Source organism: Pseudomonas sp. (assembly GCF_050739775.1).
Classification (GTDB): Bacteria; Pseudomonadota; Gammaproteobacteria; order Pseudomonadales; family Pseudomonadaceae; genus Aquipseudomonas.
Genome location: NZ_JBOICA010000002.1, coordinates 89,813 through 110,368, shown reverse-complemented (window position 1 = coordinate 110,368; position 20,556 = coordinate 89,813). Strand labels below are relative to the sequence as shown.

At 61.3% G+C, this 20,556-nt stretch carries 19 protein-coding genes; 3 read left to right on the top strand and 16 right to left on the bottom strand.

The genetic code is table 11. The annotated features are described in order from the left end of the window. The 12 genes from ACRESH_RS02025 to ACRESH_RS01970 all read right to left on the bottom strand — a co-directional run bounded on the left by ACRESH_RS02025 (nt 1) and on the right by ACRESH_RS01970 (nt 14,304). Nucleotides 1-1,935, bottom strand: coding sequence for a methyl-accepting chemotaxis protein (locus tag ACRESH_RS02025; protein ID WP_431740364.1), 1,935 nt, complete (start codon nt 1,933-1,935; stop codon nt 1-3). Between the two features lie 138 nt (nt 1,936-2,073). After that, nucleotides 2,074-3,366, bottom strand: a complete 1,293-nt coding sequence (locus ACRESH_RS02020) for an adenylosuccinate synthase (protein ID WP_431740363.1) — start codon at nt 3,364-3,366, stop codon at nt 2,074-2,076. 54 nt (nt 3,367-3,420) lie between these two features. Further along, on the bottom strand, nt 3,421-4,608 hold the full coding sequence (locus ACRESH_RS02015; RefSeq protein WP_431740362.1) for an ATP phosphoribosyltransferase regulatory subunit: 1,188 nt from the start codon (nt 4,606-4,608) through the stop codon (nt 3,421-3,423). 275 nt (nt 4,609-4,883) lie between these two features. After that, nucleotides 4,884-5,753: a protease modulator HflC gene (gene hflC, locus ACRESH_RS02010; RefSeq protein ID WP_431740361.1), complete on the bottom strand. Its 870-nt coding sequence runs from the start codon at nt 5,751-5,753 to the stop codon at nt 4,884-4,886. Next, nucleotides 5,753-6,913: an FtsH protease activity modulator HflK gene (hflK, locus tag ACRESH_RS02005; protein WP_431740360.1), complete on the bottom strand. Its 1,161-nt coding sequence runs from the start codon at nt 6,911-6,913 to the stop codon at nt 5,753-5,755. Before hflK ends, hflC begins: the two co-directional genes overlap by 1 nt. 96 nt (nt 6,914-7,009) lie before the next feature. Next, nucleotides 7,010-8,311, bottom strand: a complete 1,302-nt coding sequence (gene hflX / locus ACRESH_RS02000; RefSeq protein ID WP_431740359.1) for a ribosome rescue GTPase HflX — start codon at nt 8,309-8,311, stop codon at nt 7,010-7,012. A gap of 12 nt (nt 8,312-8,323) precedes the next feature. Beyond that, entirely contained in the window at nt 8,324-8,584 is a 261-nt protein-coding gene (gene hfq, locus ACRESH_RS01995; RefSeq protein WP_010221594.1) for an RNA chaperone Hfq, read from the bottom strand. A gap of 96 nt (nt 8,585-8,680) precedes the next feature. Continuing rightward, on the bottom strand, nt 8,681-9,652 hold the full coding sequence (gene miaA / locus ACRESH_RS01990; RefSeq protein ID WP_431740480.1) for a tRNA (adenosine(37)-N6)-dimethylallyltransferase MiaA: 972 nt from the start codon (nt 9,650-9,652) through the stop codon (nt 8,681-8,683). A gap of 1 nt (nt 9,653) precedes the next feature. Continuing rightward, nucleotides 9,654-11,561, bottom strand: coding sequence for a DNA mismatch repair endonuclease MutL (gene mutL, locus ACRESH_RS01985; RefSeq protein ID WP_431740358.1), 1,908 nt, complete (start codon nt 11,559-11,561; stop codon nt 9,654-9,656). Further along, a complete protein-coding gene (locus ACRESH_RS01980; protein WP_431740357.1) occupies nt 11,558-12,982 on the bottom strand; it encodes an N-acetylmuramoyl-L-alanine amidase in 1,425 nt (474 codons plus the stop codon). The genes mutL and ACRESH_RS01980 overlap by 4 nt, the downstream gene beginning before the upstream one ends. A gap of 3 nt (nt 12,983-12,985) precedes the next feature. Further along, a complete protein-coding gene (gene tsaE, locus ACRESH_RS01975) occupies nt 12,986-13,456 on the bottom strand; it encodes a tRNA (adenosine(37)-N6)-threonylcarbamoyltransferase complex ATPase subunit type 1 TsaE (RefSeq protein ID WP_431740356.1) in 471 nt (156 codons plus the stop codon). Beyond that, the gene (locus ACRESH_RS01970) at nt 13,444-14,304 is read right to left on the bottom strand and encodes an NAD(P)H-hydrate dehydratase (RefSeq protein WP_431740355.1); all 861 of its coding nucleotides are present in this window, start codon (nt 14,302-14,304) and stop codon (nt 13,444-13,446) included. Before ACRESH_RS01970 ends, tsaE begins: the two co-directional genes overlap by 13 nt. A 63-nt stretch (nt 14,305-14,367) precedes the next feature. On the opposite strand from ACRESH_RS01970, the gene queG reads away from it, so the two are divergent. Next, nucleotides 14,368-15,462 (top strand): tRNA epoxyqueuosine(34) reductase QueG, encoded by a 1,095-nt coding sequence (gene queG / locus ACRESH_RS01965; RefSeq protein ID WP_431740354.1) that lies wholly within the window; start codon nt 14,368-14,370, stop codon nt 15,460-15,462. Here queG and ACRESH_RS01960 read toward each other — a convergent pair. Together ACRESH_RS01960 and orn are read right to left on the bottom strand one after the other, a co-directional pair. Further along, nucleotides 15,444-16,055, bottom strand: coding sequence for a trimeric intracellular cation channel family protein (locus ACRESH_RS01960; RefSeq protein ID WP_038997454.1), 612 nt, complete (start codon nt 16,053-16,055; stop codon nt 15,444-15,446). The genes queG and ACRESH_RS01960 overlap by 19 nt on opposite strands. Before the next feature lie 100 nt (nt 16,056-16,155). After that, nucleotides 16,156-16,698 (bottom strand): oligoribonuclease, encoded by a 543-nt coding sequence (orn, locus tag ACRESH_RS01955; protein WP_431740353.1) that lies wholly within the window; start codon nt 16,696-16,698, stop codon nt 16,156-16,158. 91 nt (nt 16,699-16,789) lie between these two features. Between orn and rsgA the strand changes: the two genes are divergently transcribed. Next, on the top strand, nt 16,790-17,821 hold the full coding sequence (gene rsgA, locus ACRESH_RS01950; protein WP_431740352.1) for a small ribosomal subunit biogenesis GTPase RsgA: 1,032 nt from the start codon (nt 16,790-16,792) through the stop codon (nt 17,819-17,821). Between the two features lie 260 nt (nt 17,822-18,081). Continuing rightward, nucleotides 18,082-18,564 (top strand): molecular chaperone Tir, encoded by a 483-nt coding sequence (locus ACRESH_RS01945; protein ID WP_431740351.1) that lies wholly within the window; start codon nt 18,082-18,084, stop codon nt 18,562-18,564. Nucleotides 18,565-18,630: 66 nt separating this feature from the next. On the opposite strand, the gene motB is transcribed toward ACRESH_RS01945, so the two are convergent. Together motB and motA are read right to left on the bottom strand one after the other, a co-directional pair. Beyond that, nucleotides 18,631-19,644, bottom strand: coding sequence for a flagellar motor protein MotB (gene motB / locus ACRESH_RS01940; RefSeq protein ID WP_431740350.1), 1,014 nt, complete (start codon nt 19,642-19,644; stop codon nt 18,631-18,633). Nucleotides 19,645-19,647: 3 nt separating this feature from the next. Further along, nucleotides 19,648-20,499, bottom strand: coding sequence for a flagellar motor stator protein MotA (motA, locus tag ACRESH_RS01935; RefSeq protein WP_431740349.1), 852 nt, complete (start codon nt 20,497-20,499; stop codon nt 19,648-19,650). Nucleotides 20,500-20,556: the final 57 nt, after the last annotated feature.

The window sequence follows — 20,556 nt, the reverse complement described above, 5'->3', positions numbered from 1 at the left end:
TCAGGCCCGGAACTGCCCCAGGCTGGCCTTGAGCTGCGCGGCCAGGTCATCAAGCACCTTGCTGCTGGCGGTGGTCTGCATGACCACCTCGGCTGCCCGCTCGGCCTGGGCATGAATGGTCTGCACCCGCCCGCGCACTGCCTGAGCTCCTTGAGCCTGTTGCTCAGCCGCGCGGGTGGCCAGGCCAATAGCAGCATGCACTTGCTCAACCGAGGCCTGCACCGACTGCTGCAAGCGCGCATTGTCACGCAGCACCAGCAAACCTTCGCTGGCCTGCCGCCCCGCCTGACTGATCGCCGCGACTGCCTCTTTCGCCCCTTGCTGTAGAGCGCCGATATGCGCCTGGATGTCGCCGGTTGAACTCTGGGTTTTGCTTGCCAAGGCCCGCACTTCATCCGCGACCACCGCAAAGCCGCGCCCGGTTTCTCCAGCCCGCGCTGCTTCGATCGCGGCATTGAGCGCCAGCAGGTTGGTCTGCTCGGCGATACCGTGAATCACCGTCAGCACTACTTCGATCTGCTCGCTCTGCTGGGCCAGGCGTTCGATGACCTTCGAGCCGGTCTCGACCTGCCCCGCCAGGTCCTCGATCAGCTTGGCTAGCTGGGTTGAAGTACGGCTGTTGTCGTCGGTAGCCTGGCGAATATCCACCACCTGCTGCAAGGCCGACTGCATGGCCTGGCTCTCAGCCTGGGCTTCATCAGCCATGCTCGACAGGTCACGCAGGCTGGCCGCCACTTCATCACGCTGCAGTGCGGCAGCGGCATCAGCACCGGCATTGCGCTGGGCCATGGTGCCAATCTCGACGCCGGTGCGCTGAGCCACTTCGCCGGCCTCGCGTACAATCGGCTGCAGCTTGTCGACAAACTGGTTCACGGCCGCCGCCATGTCGCCGATCTCGTCTCGACTGTCGATGGTTACGCGCTTGGTCAGGTCACCCTCACCCGCGGCCAGGTCATTGAGCGCAGCAATCAACAGACGCAGCTTGTTGACCACCCGTCGCCCCAGCACCACGGCCACCACCAGAAGGACACCAAGACCGACCAGAGCCAAGCCCACGCCGATATTCCAACGCAGAGTTGCCGCCGCTTCCTGGACGCTCTGCGAGGTATTGGCTTGCATGTCGGCGGCACTGGCCTGGGCGGCCTCCAGGCGCGCGCGCAAGGCCTTGCTGCTGTCGGCTGCCGCACCCACCAGGCTTTCTCCAACCAACTGATCACCGCTGGCGATCAGCGCCGAGAAACGCTTGTCGAGGGCAACCAGCTCAGCATCCACTGCCGCCGTGGAAACGCCCATCAGCACTTTGCCGATCTCCACGCCATTGGGGTTGATCGAAGCCTCGACGAAATATACCGACGGATCGTTACGCGCGGCATCCAGAACCTTGTCCAGCGCCCGCTCTCCCTGCCCCTTTTCCAGCAAAGCCTGATTGATCGGGTTCTGGCGGTTCAGGTAACGGGTCAGGTGCTGGCCTTGAGCATCGTCGTAAACCACGAACAGCACGTTGGGATTGCGCTGGGCGCGGCGGGAGAACTCGGACAAGGTTGGCACATCGTTGTCCCACATGGCCCTCGGGGCGACCGAGGCCAGCAGTTCAGCCATGTCATTGGCCGAGTCCTTGAGGTTCTTCTCCAAGGTCGCCCGCAACTGGGCCTGCTCGCCTTGCAGGCGACTCGAGAGACCGGCAGTCAGACGCTGGCGGGTGCTCGCAGAAAGGCTGTCGAGCCCGGCGCTGACTTCCTGCCCCGCCTGTTCGAGTTCAGCAGACAACTTCTGGCTGTCGGCACCCAATTGTTTGCCCAGATCAGCCTCAAGCGTGGTGACCGTGCTCCGGGTCAGCGCGACCGCGACCAGCACTTGCACCAGAAGAGCGATACCAAGGGCAACAAAGACAGGCCGCAACAGGCGGCTTCGTAACAGTGAGAGAACGGCAGACACGTAAGAACCCTCTACTACTGGGGCCATTAAAGTGATGGCAACCCCGAAGCGATTCTTACAGCAAAGGTTGTGCCGAACAGCAGACAGAAACGACAAAGGCCCCTAAAAAGGGGCCTTTGCTTTTACATCAATCGCGGATCAGGCGAACGGGTGACGCAGGACGATAGTCTCGTTGCGGTCCGGGCCAGTGGAGATGATGTCGATCGGCGCACCGACCAGCTCTTCCACACGCTTGATGTAAGCACGGGCGTTAGCCGGCAGCGCTTCCAGGGTTTTGGCGCCCAGGGTCGACTCGTTCCAGCCCGGCATTTCTTCGTACACCGGCTCCAGGCCGATGTAGCTGTCGGCGTCGGTAGGCGCGTCGATAACAGCACCGTTCTCGTTCTTGTAGCCAACGCAGATACGGATGGTTTCCAGGCCGTCGAGCACGTCCAGCTTGGTCAGGCACAGGCCCGAGATGCTATTGACGTCGATGGCGCGACGCAGGATCACGGCATCGAACCAGCCGCAACGGCGGGCACGACCGGTGGTAGCACCGAACTCGTGGCCGCGCTTGGCCAGGAAGGCACCGACGTCATCGAACAGTTCGGTCGGGAACGGGCCCGAACCAACGCGGGTGGTGTAAGCCTTGGTGATACCCAGGATGTAGTCCAGGTACATAGGGCCAACGCCCGAACCGGTAGCGATGCCACCAGCGGTGGTGTTGGAGCTGGTGACGAACGGGTAGGTACCGTGGTCGATGTCCAGCAGCGAACCCTGGGCACCTTCGAACATGATGTCTTTGCCGGCGCGACGCAGGTTGTGCAGTTCAGCGGTGACGTCGAGCATCATCGGCTTGAGCAGCTCGGCGTACTCCATGCACTCGTCCAAGGTCTTCTGGAAGTCGATGGCCGGCTCTTTGTAGTAATTGACCAGCACGAAGTTGTGGTAGTCCAGCAACTCGCCGAGCTTGACAGCGAAACGCTCGCGGTGGAACAGGTCACCGATGCGCAGGCCGCGACGGGCAACCTTGTCTTCGTAGGCTGGGCCGATACCACGACCGGTGGTGCCGATCTTCTGCTCGCCACGGGCTTTTTCACGGGCCTGGTCCAGGGCCACGTGGTAGGACAGGATCAGCGGGCAGGACGGGCTGATACGCAGGCGCTCGCGCACCGGCACACCCTTCTCTTCCAGCTTGTTGATCTCACGCAGCAGGGCGTCCGGTGCAACCACCACGCCGTTGCCGATCAGGCATTGCACGCCTTCGCGCAGCACGCCAGACGGGATCAGGTGCAGCACGGTCTTCTCACCGTCGATCACCAGGGTGTGACCTGCGTTGTGGCCACCTTGGTAGCGCACTACGGCGGCAGCATGTTCGGTCAGCAGATCAACGATCTTGCCTTTGCCCTCATCACCCCACTGGGTGCCCAGGACTACGACATTCTTACCCATAACACTTGTCCTCATTCGCGCAAACTTGGCGCCGGCTCGTACCGGCGGGGAATCTCAAATGGCCAGCGGCAGTACCTGCCAAAGCCCGTTTTGCTGAATCAATTGCCGATCGCAATCCGCCTCGACGGCGGCAGTCAATGGCTGCCCAGGCAATGCCTGAACCACCCGCTGACCTTCACTGCGCAATTGGCAGACCAACTGCCAGAGTGCTGCATCGCTGCTGTCGGGCATCCAGACCCCGCCAGACGGCAACACAACCTCGGCCCGCCCCAGTGTGACCAGGGTCTTCAAATCCGTGGAGAAACCCGTGGCCGGGCGTGCCCGGCCAAAATCCGCTCCGATATCGTCGTAACGACCGCCCTGGGCGATCGACTGACCAACACCCGGGACGAAGGCAGCAAACACCACGCCAGTGTGGTAGTGGTAGCCACGCAATTCGCCCAGGTCAAAATACAGTGGCAGCTCGGGATAACGAGCAGCCAGGCGCTCGGCGATGGCCAGCAGATCATCCAGGGCGGCCAGCACCGCTGCCGGCGCGCGCCCCAGACGCACACGCGCCTCGGCCAGCACTTCACGACCACCGCACAGCTCGGTGAGCGAACGCAGCATGCCGGCGAGGTCCGCAGGCAGATTGGCGGTCAGTTCGATCACTTCGTCGATGGCCTTGCGCTGCAGGGCATCGAATAGCTGTTGCTCGACCGCACCGGACAAGCCGGCCGCACGGGCCAGGCCGCGATAGATACCGACATGACCGAGGTCCATGTGCACATCCGGCACGTCGGCCAATTGCAGCATGGCCAGCATCAGACTGATCACTTCAACGTCGCTGACCGGGCTGGCGTCGCCGTACAGCTCGGCACCGAGCTGGATCGGGCTGCGCGAACTCGACAGCGCCCGCGGCAAGGCATGCAGCACGCTACCGGCATAGCACAGGCGGCTCGGCCCTTCCCGACGCAGGGTGTGCGCATCGATACGCGCAACCTGCGGGGTAATGTCGGCACGAAAGCCCATCTGCCGACCCGACTGCGGATCGATGACCTTGAAAGTCCGCAGATCCAGGTCCTGGCCGGCACCGGTGAGCAGCGATTCCAGGTACTCGATATGCGGGGTCACGACAAACTCGTAACCCCAGCTCTGGAACAGATCCAACACCTGACGACGCGCGATCTCGATACGCGCCGCCTCAGGTGGCAGTACTTCTTCGATGCCATCTGGCAGCAGCCAGCGGTCTACCGTTGCCATTACGCCATTTCCCCTTTGGTCCGGGCGGCCCGCCCGCGGGCTAGCCTTGAGTGAAGCAGGTATCGCCAAACAATGACGCGCAGCACTGATTCCAGCGCTACCGCCGTGCCGATACCCTCAAATACCTTGGGCTGCGCTGTAGACCGCAGACGGCTTGCAGCCGTTCGATCTTGCAGACGCAAAAAAGCCGGGAATTTCCCGGCTGCCGCATCATACACCCGTTTTCTCGCAGGATCACCCCGCCAAGCGTTTTAGCCGCCCGGCGGGGTGCAACCTTACGGCTTGGTCTTGTCCATGAAGCGGAAGAACTCGCTGCTCGGATCGAGCACCAGTACGTCGCTCTTGTTGGCAAAGCTCTCGCGGTAAGCCTTGAGACTACGGTAGAAAGCGTAGAAGTCCTGGTCCTGACCATAGGCCTTGGCGTAGATCGCCGCCGCCTGGGCATCACCATCACCGCGGGTCTCTTCCGATTCCCGGTAAGCTTCAGCCAGCAGGACCCGGCGCTGACGGTCGGCGTCGGCACGAATACCTTCGGCCAACTCGTTACCCTTGGCGCGGTGCTCGCGGGCTTCACGCTCACGCTCGGTGCTCATACGCTCGAACACGCTGCGGTTTACTTCCTTGGGCAGGTCGATGGTCTTGACGCGAACGTCGACCACTTCGATACCCAGCTCCTTGCTGGCCATGCGGTTCAGCGAAGCAGTGATGTCAGCCATCAGCGCGTCACGCTCACCGGAGACCACATCGTGCAGGGTGCGCTTACCGAACTGGTCACGCAGGCCGCTTTCCAGACGGCGCGACAGACGCTCGTCGGCAATCTGCTTGAGGCCCGAGGTTGCCGTGTAGAAACGCTCGGCATCCTTGACCCGCCATTTGGCATAGGCATCGACCATCACCGCTTTCTTTTCCAGGGTCAGGAAGCGCTGGGTCGGGGCGTCCAGCGTCATCAGGCGAGCGTCGAACTTGCGCACCTGGTTGACGTAAGGAACCTTCACATGCAGGCCAGGCTGGACATCGGCCTGAACCACACGACCAAATTGCAGCAGTACCGCACGTTCGGTCTGGGCCACGATGTAGAAGCTGTTCCAGGCCACGATCGCCAGCACCACGCCAACGATCAGGGCGATCAGCGATTTATTGCTCATCAGCGGCTCTCCCTAGAACGCAACTGTGTTTGCTGCTGTTGCAGCTCCGCCGCCGCGCGATTGGCCGCGTCGTTGGCCGAAGCCGGGACGCTGGCGGGAACACTGCTGGCACGGCTGCCTTCAACCATCTTGTCCAGCGGCAGGTACAGCAGGTTGTTCTGGCCATCCTTGCCGGAAACCAGGACCTTGCTGGTGTTGCTGTAGACTTCCTGCATGGTGTCCAGGTACAGGCGCTGACGGGTAACTTCCGGCGCCTTGCGGTACTCGGCGACCAGCTTGGTGAAGCGATCAGCCTCACCCTTGGCACGCGAGACGACTTCGTCGCGGTAACCGTTGGCGTCCTCGATGATGCGCTGGGCCTGACCACGGGCTTCTGGCACCACGCCATTGGCGTAGGACTCGGCCTGGTTGCGGGCCCGCTGCTCGTCTTCACGGGCACGGATCACGTCGTCGAAGGCTTCCTGCACTTCACGCGGGGCTGCCGCGCTCTGTACGTTGACCTGGGTAACGGTGATGCCGGTACGGTAGGTATCGAGGAAACGCTGCAGGCGCTCCTTGATTTCCACGGCCATCTGTTCACGACCTTCAGTCAGCACCTTGTCCATGGCGGTGGAGCCCACCACATGGCGCAGGGCGCTGTCGGTCGCGTGCTGCAGGCTGACTTCAGGCTGATCGACGTTCAGCACGAAATCCTGCAGGTTGGTGATCTTGTACTGCACGGTCAGCGGCACTTCGACGATGTTCTCGTCTTCGGTGAGCATCTGCCCCTGCTTGGTATAGGCACGCTCGCGCGTGACGTTTTCCATGTACTTGCGATCGATCGGCGGGAAGTAGATGTTCAGGCCCGGCCCTACGGTTTCGTAGTATTTGCCGAAGCGCAGCACTACCGCCTGCTCCTGTTCGTCGACCACATACACGGCGCTGTACAGCCAGATAGCTGCCAGCACGGCCAGGCCAACGCCGAGCAGGCCGAAGCCACCGCCCTTGCCGATGCCACCGTCACCACCGCGTTTCTTGCCACTGCCGAACATGCCGTTCAGGCTGTCCTGCAGCTTGCGGAAGGCCTCGTCGAGATCCGGCGGTCCTTTCTTGTCGCCACCACGGCGCCCACCCCAAGGATCCTGATTATTCGAGTTGCCACCCGGCTCATTCCAAGCCATAGCGCTCTCCATCTGATAAAGCAAAGACGCACCCACGGCGCGCCGTCCAATGCTACAGAATGCCTGTCACGGCTGCCCGACCGCGTCGCCAGGCTTTTATTGCAAAGTGTGTTGCTCGATGAATTCCGCCGGCTTCAAACCTTCGCGACTGACCAGGCGATTAAACTCGACCCGAGACACCCGCACGGCCAAAAGACTGCTGCCTTCATCGTCGTGCTCTTCGCCCTGCACTGCGCCCAATGCAAAGAACTGCGCGCGCAATCGCGCAAAACGCTGTTCAAGACGCAAGGTTCCGATAAACAGGTCATCCCCCAGCAACTCGGCGATTGCCTGCCCCACCAGCTCCAGGCCACGCCCATCACGCGCCGAGACCCAGACCCGCTGCGGTTTGCCGTCGGCATCGCGCTGAATCTGCGGCTCGACACCCTCAAGCAGGTCGAGTTTGTTATAGACCTCGAGGATCGGCAAGCCTTCTGCACCAATCTCCCCCAGTACCGCCATGACCTGCTCGATCTGTTCCATGCGATCAGGCTCATGCGCGTCGATCACATGCAGCAGCAGATCAGAGTTGCTCGACTCTTCGAGCGTAGCCCGAAAAGCTTCGACCAGCTTGTGTGGCAGGTGGCGAATGAAACCCACGGTGTCGGCCAGCACGATCGGCCCGACATCGTCGAGCTCAAGCCGGCGCAGGGTCGGGTCGAGGGTCGCAAACAGCTGATCGGCCGCATAGACCTCGGATTGGGTCAGGGCATTGAACAGGGTCGATTTGCCGGCGTTGGTATAGCCAACCAGGGACACTGACGGGATATCTGCCCGCTTACGCCCCCGGCGAGCCTGTTCGCGCTGGCTGCGGACCTTCTCCAGCCGCGCCTTGATCTGGCGCAGACGCACCCGCAACAGGCGGCGGTCGGTTTCCAGCTGGGTTTCACCCGGACCGCGCAGACCGATACCGCCTTTCTGGCGCTCAAGGTGCGTCCAGCCGCGTACCAGCCGCGTGCTCATGTACTCAAGCTGGGCCAGTTCGACCTGCAGCTTGCCTTCATGGGTACGCGCCCGCTGGGCGAAGATATCGAGAATCAGACCGGTGCGGTCAAGCACGCGACACTCGAAGACGCGTTCGAGGTTGCGTTCCTGACTGGGGGTGAGGGTGTAATTGAAAATCACCAAATCTACCTGTTCGGCGTTGACCAGGTCGCGCAACTCCTCGACCTTGCCGCTGCCAATCAGGTATTTGGCGGTGGGCTGATGTCGCGCCACATTGGCGAACGCGACAATATCGGCCCCAGCCGACAGTGCCAGCTCCCGAAACTCCTGCGGATCTTCGCGCGCCTCAGGGTTCTGACCTTCCAAGTGAACGAGGACCGCCCGTTCACCACCACCGTGGCGCTCAAAGAACAAAGCAGACTCCTATCAGGCGTTACCTGGCTCAGCGTCGCCTTGCTCGGATTCGGTTGCGCTTGGCAGACGGATCGGACGCACAGGGACAACTGTCGAGATTGCGTGTTTGTAAACCATCTGGCTGACAGTGTTTTTCAGCAGGATCACGAACTGGTCGAAGGATTCGATCGTGCCTTGCAGCTTGATGCCGTTAACCAGATAGATCGAAACCCCAACTTTTTCTTTTCTCAAAGTATTCAAGTAAGGGTCTTGTAGCGAATGCCCTTTTGACATATGCCGCACTCCTGTAAGGATCAATAGTAAAAAAATCAAAGAAAAACTGATGGCTCAAGCCACCCCACCCCAAGGATAGACGGCAATTGCAAGGACTCAGCCCAATATGGAGACCGTTCCCAGGTATTTCAAGGTGCGAGACAGATTGTCGCAAGCCAGGCTGTCCAACCAATGCAGGTCAGCCCAACTACGCAACCAGGTGAATTGCCGTTTCGCCAATTGGCGAGTGGCAATAATGCCGCGCTCCTGCATCTCAACTGATGTTAACTTGCCATCAAGATGATCCCAGACCTGGCGATAACCAACCGCCCGTATAGACGGCAGTCCCGCATGCAAGTCACTTCTGGCTCGCAGCAATCGGACCTCGTCAACGAAGCCCTGTTCCAGCATTTGCCCAAATCGTAGCGCAATCCGCTCGTGCAGTACGTGACGATCGGCAGGCGCAATGGCCAGGCTGGCGACAGTATAGGGCAAATGACCCGCTGCCGAAGGGCCTGCGGCGCTACTTTGCGCGGATTGACGCTGACGATGCGCTGTCATCGTCATGCCACTGACCCGATAAACCTCGAGCGCGCGGATCAGGCGCTGGGGGTCATTGGGATGAATCCTCGCCGCCGATTCCGGGTCGACCGCTGCCAACTGCTGGTGCAGACCCAGCAATCCAAGGCGTGCGGCCTCTTCTTCCAGTTCGGCGCGCACCCGCGGGTCAGCGGCCGGCATATCCGCCAGACCTTCGAGTAAAGCCTTGTAATACAGCATGGTGCCGCCAACCAGCAGCGGAATCTTGCCGCGCGCGGTGATATCGGCCATGGCCTCCAGCGCGTCGCGACGAAAATCGGCAGCCGAATAGCTTTGGGCTGGATCGAGGATATCGATCAGACGGTGTGGATGGGCAGCCAGCACTTCTTTCGAGGGTTTGGCGGTGCCGATATCCATGCCCCGATAGACCAACGCCGAATCGACGCTGATCAGCTCGCAGGGCAGCACCTTGGTCAGTTCGATGGCCAGATCGGTCTTGCCCGCCGCGGTCGGGCCCATCAGGAATATCGCGGGAGGTTTGCCACTCATTTTATCGACCGCGCAGGAACAGTTTGTCCAGATCGTCCAGGCCCAGTTGGGTCCAGGTCGGTCGGCCATGGTTGCACTGACCACTGCGCTCGGTGTTTTCCATGTCGCGCAGCAAGCCGTTCATTTCTGCCACGGCCAGGCGCCGGTTGGCGCGAATGGCGCCGTGGCAAGCCATGGTGCCAAGCAGTTCGTTCAGGTGCGCCTGAATACGGTCGCTGGTGCCGTACTCCATCAAGTCGGCCAGCACATCCTGGACCAGACGATTGGCCTCGGCCTGCTTGAGCAGTGCCGGAATCTGACGGATCGCCAGGCTTTCCGGACCCAGACGCTGCAGTTCGAAGCCCAGGCGCTGAAACCATTCGGCATGCTCTTCTGCGCAATCGGCCTCGCGCTGGCTCAGGGCCAGGGACTCGGGTACCAGCAGTGGCTGACCGCTAAGGCCTTCGCTGGCCATGGCCACCTTGAGGCGCTCATACATGATGCGCTCATGGGCCGCGTGCATGTCTACCAGCACCAGCCCCACGGCATTCTCGGCAAGAATATAGATACCTTTGAGCTGCGCCAGGGCATAGCCCAGCGGTGGGATATCACCTTGGCGGTCGGGCAGCGTGGCAGGCGCCGCCTCGTTCAGCGGCGCAAAGAATTCACGGTAGACACCCTGCGCCTCGGCAGCTGGTACAGCCTGCGCTGGGCGTGGAGTGTATTGATACTGGTAAGCGCCAGCAGCGCCGTCACCGTTACCAGCAGCCATGGCACGCACACCCGGCTCGGCCACAGGCTGTTCAAGCAGATTTGCCGCCAGACGCATTTCGCCCTGGGGACCGAATTCGCCAGCCTGGATACCGCTGGGACGGATGATTTCGCTGGTCGCAGCGGGCGCGGCCAATTGGTCTTCCGGGCGCACATCGGCCAGAGCCCGGTGCAAGGTGCCATAAAGAAAGTCATGGACCATGCGCCCATCGCGAAAGCGCACTTCATGCTTGGTCGGGTGCACGTTGACGTCGACGCCAGTGGGGTCGACCTCGAAGAACAGCACGAAGGTCGGGTGCCGGCCATTGAACAGTACATCGCGATAGGCCTGACGCACCGCGTGGGCAACCAGCTTGTCACGCACCGCACGGCCATTGACGAAGAAATACTGCAAATCGGCCTGGCTACGCGAGAAGGTCGGCAACCCTACCCAGCCCCACAGGTGCAAGCCGTTGCGTTCGACTTCGATCGGCAACGCCTGTTCGAGGAAGCCTGGGCCACAGATCGCCGCCACACGCCGGGCGCGCGCCGTGTCGTCCAAGGCTTCGTGCAGGCTGAGAATGCTCTTGCCGTTGTGACGCAGGTGAAAGCCTACATCGAAACGCGCCAGCGCCAGGCGCCGAATCACTTCCTGCAGGTGATCGAACTCGGTTTTCTCGGTTTTGAGGAACTTGCGCCGGGCTGGCGTATTGAAGAACAGGTCCCGTACTTCCACCGAGGTGCCTACCGGGTGCGCCGCTGGCTGCACCCGCGGGGCCATGTCACGGCCTTCGGTTTCCACTTGCCAGGCCTGCTCGGCGTCGCGGGTACGCGAGGTCAGGGTCAGACGCGCGACCGAACTGATCGACGCCAGGGCTTCACCACGAAAACCCAGGCTCATGACCCGCTCCAAGTCCTCCAGGTCGCGAATCTTGCTGGTGGCGTGGCGGGCCAGGGCCAAGGGCAAGTCATCGGCGGCGATACCGCCGCCATCGTCACGCACCCTCAACAGTTTGACGCCACCCTGCTCGATTTCCACGTCGATTCGCCGGGCACCGGAGTCCAGGCTGTTCTCCAGCAACTCCTTGATCACCGACGCCGGGCGCTCAACCACCTCACCGGCGGCAATCTGGTTCGCCAGCCGCGGGCTGAGCAGCTCGATCCGCGCGCTACCGGTCATGGCTGCGACGCCAGGGCAGTAGTGGGAATATTCAGGCTCTGACCGACCTTCAGCTCATCAGTCTTGAGGTTGTTGGCACTGCGCAGGCTGGCCACGCTGACCTGATAACGAACCGCGATCATCGCCAGCGTCTCGCCTGGGCGCACGCTGTGGTCACGCGGCCCCTGAGCAATCTTGCCGCTGTCGCGAAGGAAGGCAATGTAGGTGCCTGGCGGCGGATTCTGCTGGAAGAACTGGCGCACGCCGCTATGAATCGAGCGTGCCAGGGATTGCTGGTGGCTCGCGGTAGCCAGCTTGGCTGCCTCGTTGGCGTTGGAGATGAAGCCGGTTTCCACCAGGATCGAGGGGATGTCTGGTGACTTGAGCACCATGAAGCCCGCCTGTTCGACCCGGCGCTTGTGCAGCGGCGTGACCCGCCCCATATTGCCCAGGACCTTCTGCCCGACGTTCAGGCTTGAACTGAGCGACGCGGTCATCGACAGATCGAGCAGCACCCCGGCGAGCATGCGGTCCTTGTCATCGAGGCTGACGTTTCCTGCACCGCCGATCAGGTCCGAACGGTTTTCACTGTCCGCCAGCCAGCGCGCGGTTTCCGAGGTGGCGCCACGATCGGACAGGGCAAACACCGAGGCACCGAAGGCCGCCTTGGACGGCGCGGCGTCGGCGTGGATCGAGATGAACAGGTCAGCCCCCTTCTTACGGGCAATCTCGGTACGCTTGCGCAGCGGAATGAAGTAGTCGCCGGTACGCGTCAGTTCGGCGCGAAAACCCTTCTCGCTGTTGATCTGGCGCTGCAGCTCTTTGGCAATCGACAACACGATGTCTTTTTCATATTGACCCTTGGAGCCCAAAGCACCCGGGTCTTCGCCGCCGTGACCGGCATCAATGGCGATGACGATGTCACGCTTGCCATTGGGCACCGGCGTCAGCTTGATCGCCGGCTGCGCAGGCGTCACCGGAACGGCCGGAGTGGTGGCAACCGGAGGCGTTGGCGGTGGTGCGACGGCGTCGGCAGCCTGGTCGTAAAGGTCGACCACCAAACGATTGCCGTACTGGGCGTTGGGCGCCAGGGTGAAGCTCTTGGGCGTGACCGACTTGCTCAGGTCGACCACCACACGCAGATCGGTAGGCGTACGCTGAGCCGAACGCACGCTGGTAATCGGGGTATTGGAGGTCGACACCGTCAACGGGGCGGCCAAGGTCGCGCCATTGATGTCGATGACCAGGCGATCCGGGGCGGTCAGAGTAAACACACTGTGCTGTACAGGGCCCGAAAGGTCGAACACCAGTCGTGTGTTATCCGGCGCTCGCCACAGTCGCACACTTTTGACTTGCGTGACGGCCAGAGCCTCAACAGTTACCGCCGTAAGCAGCAATCCTACGACCGCAACCAGTGCGCGAATGCGCATACCTATCCCCATTTTCTATTTGAATTCCAAGGCCAGAGCGGCACACCAGGCTTCGCCACGTGCCCCCTGCGGCGACAGGTTGAGCGAACGACCGCTCGCCTGGGGGCTTATGGTAATGGTCAGGTCGGGCTTTGGCAAAACACCCGCCCCTTTTTGCGGCCACTCGAACAGGCACAAGGCATCATCTTCGAAGTAATCGCGGATACCGAGGAACTCCAGCTCTTCGGGATCGACCAGTCGATAGAGGTCGAAATGAAAGGCGCGGATGTCGCCGATTTCGTAGGGCTCAACCACAGTAAAGGTAGGGCTTTTAACTGCCCCTTTGTGCCCGAGGCCACGGATGATGCCCCGCGACAGGGTGGTTTTACCCATCCCCAGGTCGCCCTCCAGAAAAATCACGCCGTGACCTTTGGTCACTTCGGCGATACGTGTACCGAAGCGGACCATGGCCTCTTCGTCGGCCAAAAACAGGGTTACTCCTGACACGCTGAATGCTCCTCCAATAAATGACGAATAGCCGGGACCAGATCACTGGCCGCCAGCCCACGGCCCTGCACGCCCAAGCGTTCACCCGCGCAGGCATGCAGCCAGACGCCCAGACAGGCGGCGTTCCAGCTCGACATCCCCTGGGCCAACAGGGCGCCCAGAACGCCACTGAGCACATCCCCCAGGCCAGCACCGGCCATGGCTGGATGCCCACGGCGGCACACCGCCAGCTGCCCGGTGGGGTCCGCCACCAGTGTGCCGGTGCCCTTGAGCACACAGATGACAGCGTATTTGCGCGCCAGTTTGCGTGCCGCCCCGGCTCGATCCGCCTGCACGGCCTCGGTGGATATCCCCAGCAGGTGTGCCGCCTCGCCCGGATGCGGGGTAATGATCGAGCCGGCTGCCAGCGGCAACGGCGCCCTCGCCAGCAGGTTCAAGGCATCAGCGTCCCACACCTGCGCCACCCGAGCGTTGGCAACCGCCGACAGCAAGCTGCGCCCCCAGGCCGCCTGGCCGAGGCCAGGACCCACCACCAGCACCGATGCACGCTCGATGGGTGTCATCAACTGGTTGGCCGAATGCACGCCCAGGCACATCACCTCCGGCAGCCGCGCCAAGGCTGCTGGTACCTGCTCACTGCGCGTAGCCAGCGAAACCAGCCCGGCACCACAGCGCAACGCGGCTTCGGCACTGAGCATAACGGCCCCGCCTGTGCCACGATCGCCACCCACCACCAAGACATGACCAAAATCACCTTTCTGGGCCGCAAGCGAGCGTGGCGCGAGGGGCGCCAGGGTGACGCTGGTAAGGATCTGAGGCTGGTTTGCAGGGTGTTTGGTCTGAGGCATGGGTCAAAGGCTCCGATGTCTGGCAGAATTATACGCACCTGAGTCTGCATTGCCTTATTTCCCATGCCTGCTGATACCCCCGATCTTCCCGCACTGGCCCAATCGATCAAGGATTGGGGCAAAGAGCTCGGCTTTGCCCACGTCGGCATCGCCGGGGTGGATCTGGCCGAGCACGAACAGCACCTGGAACGCTGGCTGGAAGCGGGCTATCACGGCGAAATGGATTACATGGGGGCGCATGGCAGCAAACGCTCGCACCCCGAGCAACTGGTCCCTGGCACCCTGCGAGTGGTGTCCCTGCGCATGGACTACCTGCCTGGCGACACGCGCATGGCCCAGCAACTGGCTCAACCGGAAAAAGCCTACATCTCCCGCTATGCCCTGGGTCGCGACTACCACAAGCTGATTCGCAAGCGCGTGCAGCACTTGGCCGAACGCATCCAGAAGGAAATCGGCCCCTTCGGTTTTCGCGCCTTTGTTGACAGCGCCCCCGTGCTGGAGAAAGCCATCGCCGAGCAGGCCGGCCTGGGCTGGATTGGCAAAAACACCCTGCTGCTCAACCGCAAGGCTGGCAGCTACTTCTTTCTTGCCGAGCTTTTCGTCGACCTGCCGCTGCCGGTCGATCCGCCGCAGGCCAGCGAACACTGCGGTCGTTGCACTGCCTGCCTGGACATCTGCCCCACCCAGGCCTTTGTCGGCCCTTATGTACTGGACGCCAGGCGCTGCATCTCGTACCTGACCATCGAGCTGAAAAGCGCCATCCCCGAAGAGTTGCGTGCGCTGATTGGCAACCGGGTATTCGGCTGCGATGACTGCCAGATTGTCTGTCCGTGGAACCGATTCGCCCGCCCGACTGGCGAGAGCGACTTCAAACCCCGGCATAATCTCGACAGCGCGGGGTTGGCGGAGCTGTTCATGTGGGACGAGCAAACCTTTCTCGACAGCACCGAAGGTTCGCCGCTGCGCCGCGCGGGCTATGAGCGCTGGTTGCGCAATCTGGCGGTGGGGCTGGGGAATGCGTCGTCGACCATCCCGGTGCTGGAGGCGCTCAAGGCGCGGCAGGACTACCCCTCGGAGCTGGTGCGCGAGCATGTGGAATGGGCACTGAGGCAGCATGAGATGAAAACAGCTGCAAAACTTCAGTGCTCATCGTTGTAATGAAACTTCGGCATTTCCCAGTGGAAACGAATTGCCAACAAGCGCAGCAGAAAGCCCCCAAACAAGGTCAGCAGGATCGCCTGCTCGCCTGGCACGTTGAAGTAGACACAGCCCAGATAGAACCAGGCCGCAGCGAAAGACACGCTGGCATACAGTTCGCGACGGAAGATCAGCGGAATATCGTTACAGAAGATATCCCGGAGAATGCCGCCAAAGACCCCGGTGATCACCCCACTGATGGATGCCACCAGCATGCCCTGGCCCATTTCCAACGCGGTCATGCAACCGATCAGGGTAAAGGCGACCAGGCCCAACGCATCGAGCACCAGGAACAATGAACGCAGGTGGCGCATCAAGGGTGCGATGAAGATCGTCATCAGGGCGGCAAAGCTGGTCAGCACCAGGTATTCCGGATGTTTGACCCAAGTCAGCGGGTAATGCCCCAGCAACACATCGCGCACCGAACCGCCACCCAGGGCGGTAATGCAGGCGATCAACACCACGCCGAACCAGTCCATGCCGCGTCGCCCGGCAGACAGCGCGCCAGTCATGGCTTCAGCGGTGATTGCAATGAGGTAGAGCATCAACAACATGGCGCAGATCCGTGCAAAGGGGCGCGCAGTCTAACCAGTTGCCTCAGGCACCAAAAGGGGGCGCCGCACGGATTGTCTGTACAACCGTGCGGCCGCGCGATCAGAACTTGATGAAGTGCTCGCGATAGTGACGGAGTTCATTGATCGACTCGCGAATATCGTCCAACGCCAGGTGAGTGCCACCCTTCTTGAAACTGTCGCGCACCTCAGGCGCCCAGCGTGCCGCCAGCTCTTTGAGCGTCGAGACATCAAGGTTGCGGTAGTGGAAGTAGTTTTCCAGGTCGCGCATGTGACGATAGAGGAAACGGCGATCCTGGCAGATGCTGTTGCCACAGATCGGCGACTTGCCTTTCGGTACCCACTGCTCCAGGAAGGCAATGGTCTGCACCTCGGCCTCGGCCATGCTGACCTTGCTATCCTTGACCCGTTGGGTCAGGCCGGAGGCGCCATGGGTGCGGGTGTTCCACTCGTCCATGCGCGCCAGCACCTCGTCACTGTGGTGAATAGCGATCACCGGCCCTTCGGCCAAGGTGTTGAGGTCGCTGTCGGTAACGATGGTGGCCATTTCAATAATGACGTCGCTATCCGGATCCAGACCGGTCATTTCCAGGTCGATCCAGATCAGGTTCTGTGGGTTCTGCATGATTCTGCTCCTCGGTAGGTGCGCAGTTTAGCCTAGTGGAGCGTGCTAAACTCTTCGCCGTTTAATAATGCATGCCGAACACGGAACCTTCATGGCCAAACGCCAGCTCAATCGCCGCCAGAACTGGCGGATCGAAAAAATCCAGGGTGAACGCGCTGCCCGCGCCGCCAAACGCGAACAACAGACCCTGAAGGAGCTCGAAGGCGGTGACCTGGGGCCCGAACAGCTCGGCCTGGTGATCGCCCACTTTGGCGTGCAGGTCGAAGTCGAAGCCCAGGACGGCGATGACGCCGGCCAGGTGTTTCGTTGCCACTTGCGCGCCAACCTGCCGGCACTGGTAACTGGCGACCGGGTGGTCTGGCGTTCCGGCAACCAGGGAATCGGCGTAATTGTCGCGCAAATGCCGCGCAACACCGAGTTGTGCCGTCCCGACAGCCGTGGCCAGCTCAAGCCGGTAGCGGCCAACGTCGACCTGATCGTGATCGTCTTCGCCCCGGCGCCGGAACCCCATGCCAACCTGATCGACCGCTACCTGGTAGCCGCCGAACACGCTGGCATTCGCCCTTTGCTGCTGCTGAACAAGGCCGACCTGATCAACGAGCAGAACGCCCCGGCGCTCAACGCGCTGCTGGCGGTGTACCGGCAACTGGGCTATCCGCTGCTGGAAGTCTCGGCTCATCATGGCGATGGCATGCAGCAGTTGCAGGCGCGCCTGGATGGTCATATCAGCGTCTTCGTCGGTCAGTCCGGGGTCGGCAAGTCTTCCCTGGTCAACAGCCTGCTGCCCGAGGTGCAAACCCGGGTTGGCGACCTGTCCGAATGGTCCGGCCAAGGCACGCACACCACCACGACCGCGCGCCTGTACCACTTCCCAGGTGGCGGCGAATTGATCGACTCCCCGGGTATTCGCGAGTTCGGCCTGGGCCACGTCAGCCGCGCCGATGTCGAAGCCGGCTTCATCGAGTTCAACGACTTGCTCGGCACCTGTCGCTTTCGTGACTGCAAGCATGATCGCGAGCCCGGTTGCGCCCTGCTCAAGGCCCTGGAAGACGGTCGTGTCCAGCAGCAGCGAATGAACAGCTATCGTTCAATCATTGCCAGCTTGCCGCAAGACAGCTACTGAAATACTACGCGAGGCTCGCAACGAGCCTCGCCACGCGGCCTTGTAAGATAGGTCTGCAGGAAAAATTACCAAACAAAGCAGGATCCGTCTTTATCGCTAGTGGTTCCTTGCCACCATAAAAGCTTTCATTGATTGTCGCCTTTCAGGTTCGCCATAACGATGCGAATCATCTCCATGCTCTGAGTATGAAAGGAATCAACAATGACAGTCCGGTCCTTACGTATCAATTGCACTGCCTGCGCACCAGGAGGGCTCGCCTGATGCCTGTCGTTATCAGCTATCGCCACCAGGAACGCCTTGATGCCTACATCATCAACGAGCGCCTGAAACTTGAAGGTATTGCCACCCATCTGGACCTGTTCGACGGCGGCGCCGGGCAGACCGCCGACGATATCTGCGGCCTGGTCTGTAGCAACATCAGTAGCTGCACTCACCTGATCACCGTCCTCTCCCAGGAAAACGCCGACCCCTGGTGGGTGCCCTTCCAACTGGGCGCCATGACACTCAGCAACCGCCGTATAGCAATGTTCCAATGCGCAGACAGCGCATTGCCCGACTATCTGGACAAGTGGCCGATCATGAGCTCGCGCAAACATATAGACCTGTTCGTACTTGCCTACCACGACGAACAGATGTTCAAACGCTCAATCGCCAATGAAGGTGCTGGCGCCGATGCCACCAACCGCCTCAATGCCGGTTTATTCCACGCAGACCTGAAGGCCAAGATCCGCCGCGGGTTCTGACCCGCCCCAGAAAGCACAACGCCCGTGAGCATCGCTGCACACGGGCGTTGTGATCAGAGCGCAGGATTACTCCTTGCTCTCATCCATCTTCAATACACCGTCCTCGAAGATGTTCAGCTTCTGACGCAGTTCGCGGGGCTGCATCGGTTCGGCCTCGGGCGCCGGGGCAGGTACTACCGGAGCCGGGGCGCTGGCGCCAGGCGAAGCACCCTCGGGCGCTGCTGGCTGCGGCTGCTCGCCTTCGATGGTACGCTGGGCCTTCTTGGTCAGGACAATGATGTCGATGCGCCGGTTGACCGGATTCAGCGGGTTCGCCCGGTCGAACAGCGACGACGAGGCATAACCGACCACCCGTGCAACCTGAGCATCCGGGTAACCACCGGCAACCAGTGCGCGGCGCGCCGCGTTGGCACGGTTGGCCGACAGTTCCCAGTTGCCAAAATCACCCGTGCCTGCGTACGGCTTGGCATCGGTATGGCCACTGATACTGATCTTGTTCGGCACCGCCTTGATGGTGTCGGCCATGGCCAGCAGGATATCTTCGAAGTACGGCTGCAGGTGGGCGCTACCCAGGTCAAACATTGGCCGGTTCTCGGCATCCATGATCTGGATACGCAGGCCATCCTGAGTAATTTCAAAGAGGATCTGATCCTTGAATTTCTGCAGCTGCGGATTTTCTTCGACCTTGTTCTGCAACTCCTGCAAGAGCAGTTCGAGACGCTCGCGCTCGACCTGCTCGGCCAAGCTTTCAACCTTGTCCTGGTCCAGCTGGAGACTGGTGTCCGGCGTCGGTTCGGACTTTACTTCCGGATTGATGGTCTTTTCCGGCGCGAGCTGTGGCGAACCACCCAGGTCGATAATGTAGGGCGTGCCGCTTTCGGAGAAACCGATCGGGTCCTTGAAATAGCCGGCAATGGCGAGCTTCTGTTCCGGCGTGGCCGTGGACAGCAGCCAAAGCACCAGAAAGAACGCCATCATCGCCGTGGCGAAGTCGGCGAAGGCAATCTTCCAGGCGCCACCGTGGTGGCCGTCGCCATAGCGCTTGACGCGCTTGACGATAATGGGCTGGTTGTTCTCCATGACTCAGCGACCGCGAACCGCTTGTTCCAGCTCGGCGAAACTCGGACGATGGGCTGGGAACAGCACCTTGCGCCCGAACTCCACTGCCAGCGATGGCGGCATACCGGAGGCCGAGGCCACCAGCGAAGCCTTGATGGCTTCGTAGATGTTGAGTTCTTCCTTGGCGTCCTGTCGCAGGGCGGTGGCCAGCGGGCCGAAGAAGCCATAGGCCGCGAGAATACCGAAGAAAGTACCAACCAGTGCCGCACCTACGTGCAGGCCGATGGATTTCTGGTCGCCATCGCCCAGCGAGGCCATGGTCACCACGATCCCCAGTACCGCCGCGACGATACCGAAGCCTGGCATGCCGTCAGCAATACCGTTCACGGCATGGGACGGGTGCTCGAGCTCTTCCTTCATGCTCAGCAGCTCCATGTCGAACAGGCCTTCGAGCTCATGCGGGGCCATGTTGCCGGTGGACATGATGCGCAGGTAGTCGCAGATGAACGCGGTCATGCGCTCATCCCCCAGCACGGCAGGGTACTTGGCAAAAATCGGACTGGAAGCGGCATCTTCGATATCGGCTTCGATCGCCATCATGCCCTCACGCCGGCTCTTGTTGAGGATCTCGTAGACCAGCCCGAGCACCTCGATATAGAAGGTGTGGGTAAAGCGCGTACCAAACATCTTCAGCGACTTTTTGATTACATGCATGGTCATGTAACCGGGGTTCGCCTGCAGGAACGCACCAAAGGCCGCGCCACCGATGATCAGGACCTCGAAGGGCTGAATCAGTGCTGCAATTTTGCCGTGGGACAGAACATACCCGCCGAGCACACTCGCGAATACGACGATGATGCCGATAATTTTAGCCATAGATAGAAAGCACTTACTGTCGTGGTCAGGGTCGTGAGCGGAAGTTAATAAAACTCT

What these genes read in the sequence shown, in the direction of transcription:
- motB (WP_431740350.1), bottom strand. Translation starts at nt 19,644, where the DNA reads ATGGAGAACAACCAGCCCATTATCGTCAAGCGCGTCAAGCGCTATGGC.
- queG (WP_431740354.1), top strand. Translation starts at nt 14,368, where the DNA reads ATGCCTGCTGATACCCCCGATCTTCCCGCACTGGCCCAATCGATCAAG.
- mutL (WP_431740358.1), bottom strand. Translation starts at nt 11,561, where the DNA reads ATGACCGGTAGCGCGCGGATCGAGCTGCTCAGCCCGCGGCTGGCGAAC.
- hfq (WP_010221594.1), bottom strand. Translation starts at nt 8,584, where the DNA reads ATGTCAAAAGGGCATTCGCTACAAGACCCTTACTTGAATACTTTGAGA.
- motA (WP_431740349.1), bottom strand. Translation starts at nt 20,499, where the DNA reads ATGGCTAAAATTATCGGCATCATCGTCGTATTCGCGAGTGTGCTCGGC.
- rsgA (WP_431740352.1), top strand. Translation starts at nt 16,790, where the DNA reads ATGGCCAAACGCCAGCTCAATCGCCGCCAGAACTGGCGGATCGAAAAA.
- ACRESH_RS01945 (WP_431740351.1), top strand. Translation starts at nt 18,082, where the DNA reads ATGCCTGTCGTTATCAGCTATCGCCACCAGGAACGCCTTGATGCCTAC.
- orn (WP_431740353.1), bottom strand. Translation starts at nt 16,698, where the DNA reads ATGCAGAACCCACAGAACCTGATCTGGATCGACCTGGAAATGACCGGT.
- ACRESH_RS01970 (WP_431740355.1), bottom strand. Translation starts at nt 14,304, where the DNA reads ATGCCTCAGACCAAACACCCTGCAAACCAGCCTCAGATCCTTACCAGC.
- hflK (WP_431740360.1), bottom strand. Translation starts at nt 6,913, where the DNA reads ATGGCTTGGAATGAGCCGGGTGGCAACTCGAATAATCAGGATCCTTGG.
- ACRESH_RS02020 (WP_431740363.1), bottom strand. Translation starts at nt 3,366, where the DNA reads ATGGGTAAGAATGTCGTAGTCCTGGGCACCCAGTGGGGTGATGAGGGC.
- ACRESH_RS01960 (WP_038997454.1), bottom strand. Translation starts at nt 16,055, where the DNA reads ATGTTGTTGATGCTCTACCTCATTGCAATCACCGCTGAAGCCATGACT.
- ACRESH_RS01980 (WP_431740357.1), bottom strand. Translation starts at nt 12,982, where the DNA reads ATGGGGATAGGTATGCGCATTCGCGCACTGGTTGCGGTCGTAGGATTG.
- miaA (WP_431740480.1), bottom strand. Translation starts at nt 9,652, where the DNA reads ATGAGTGGCAAACCTCCCGCGATATTCCTGATGGGCCCGACCGCGGCG.
- hflC (WP_431740361.1), bottom strand. Translation starts at nt 5,753, where the DNA reads ATGAGCAATAAATCGCTGATCGCCCTGATCGTTGGCGTGGTGCTGGCG.
- ACRESH_RS02015 (WP_431740362.1), bottom strand. Translation starts at nt 4,608, where the DNA reads ATGGCAACGGTAGACCGCTGGCTGCTGCCAGATGGCATCGAAGAAGTA.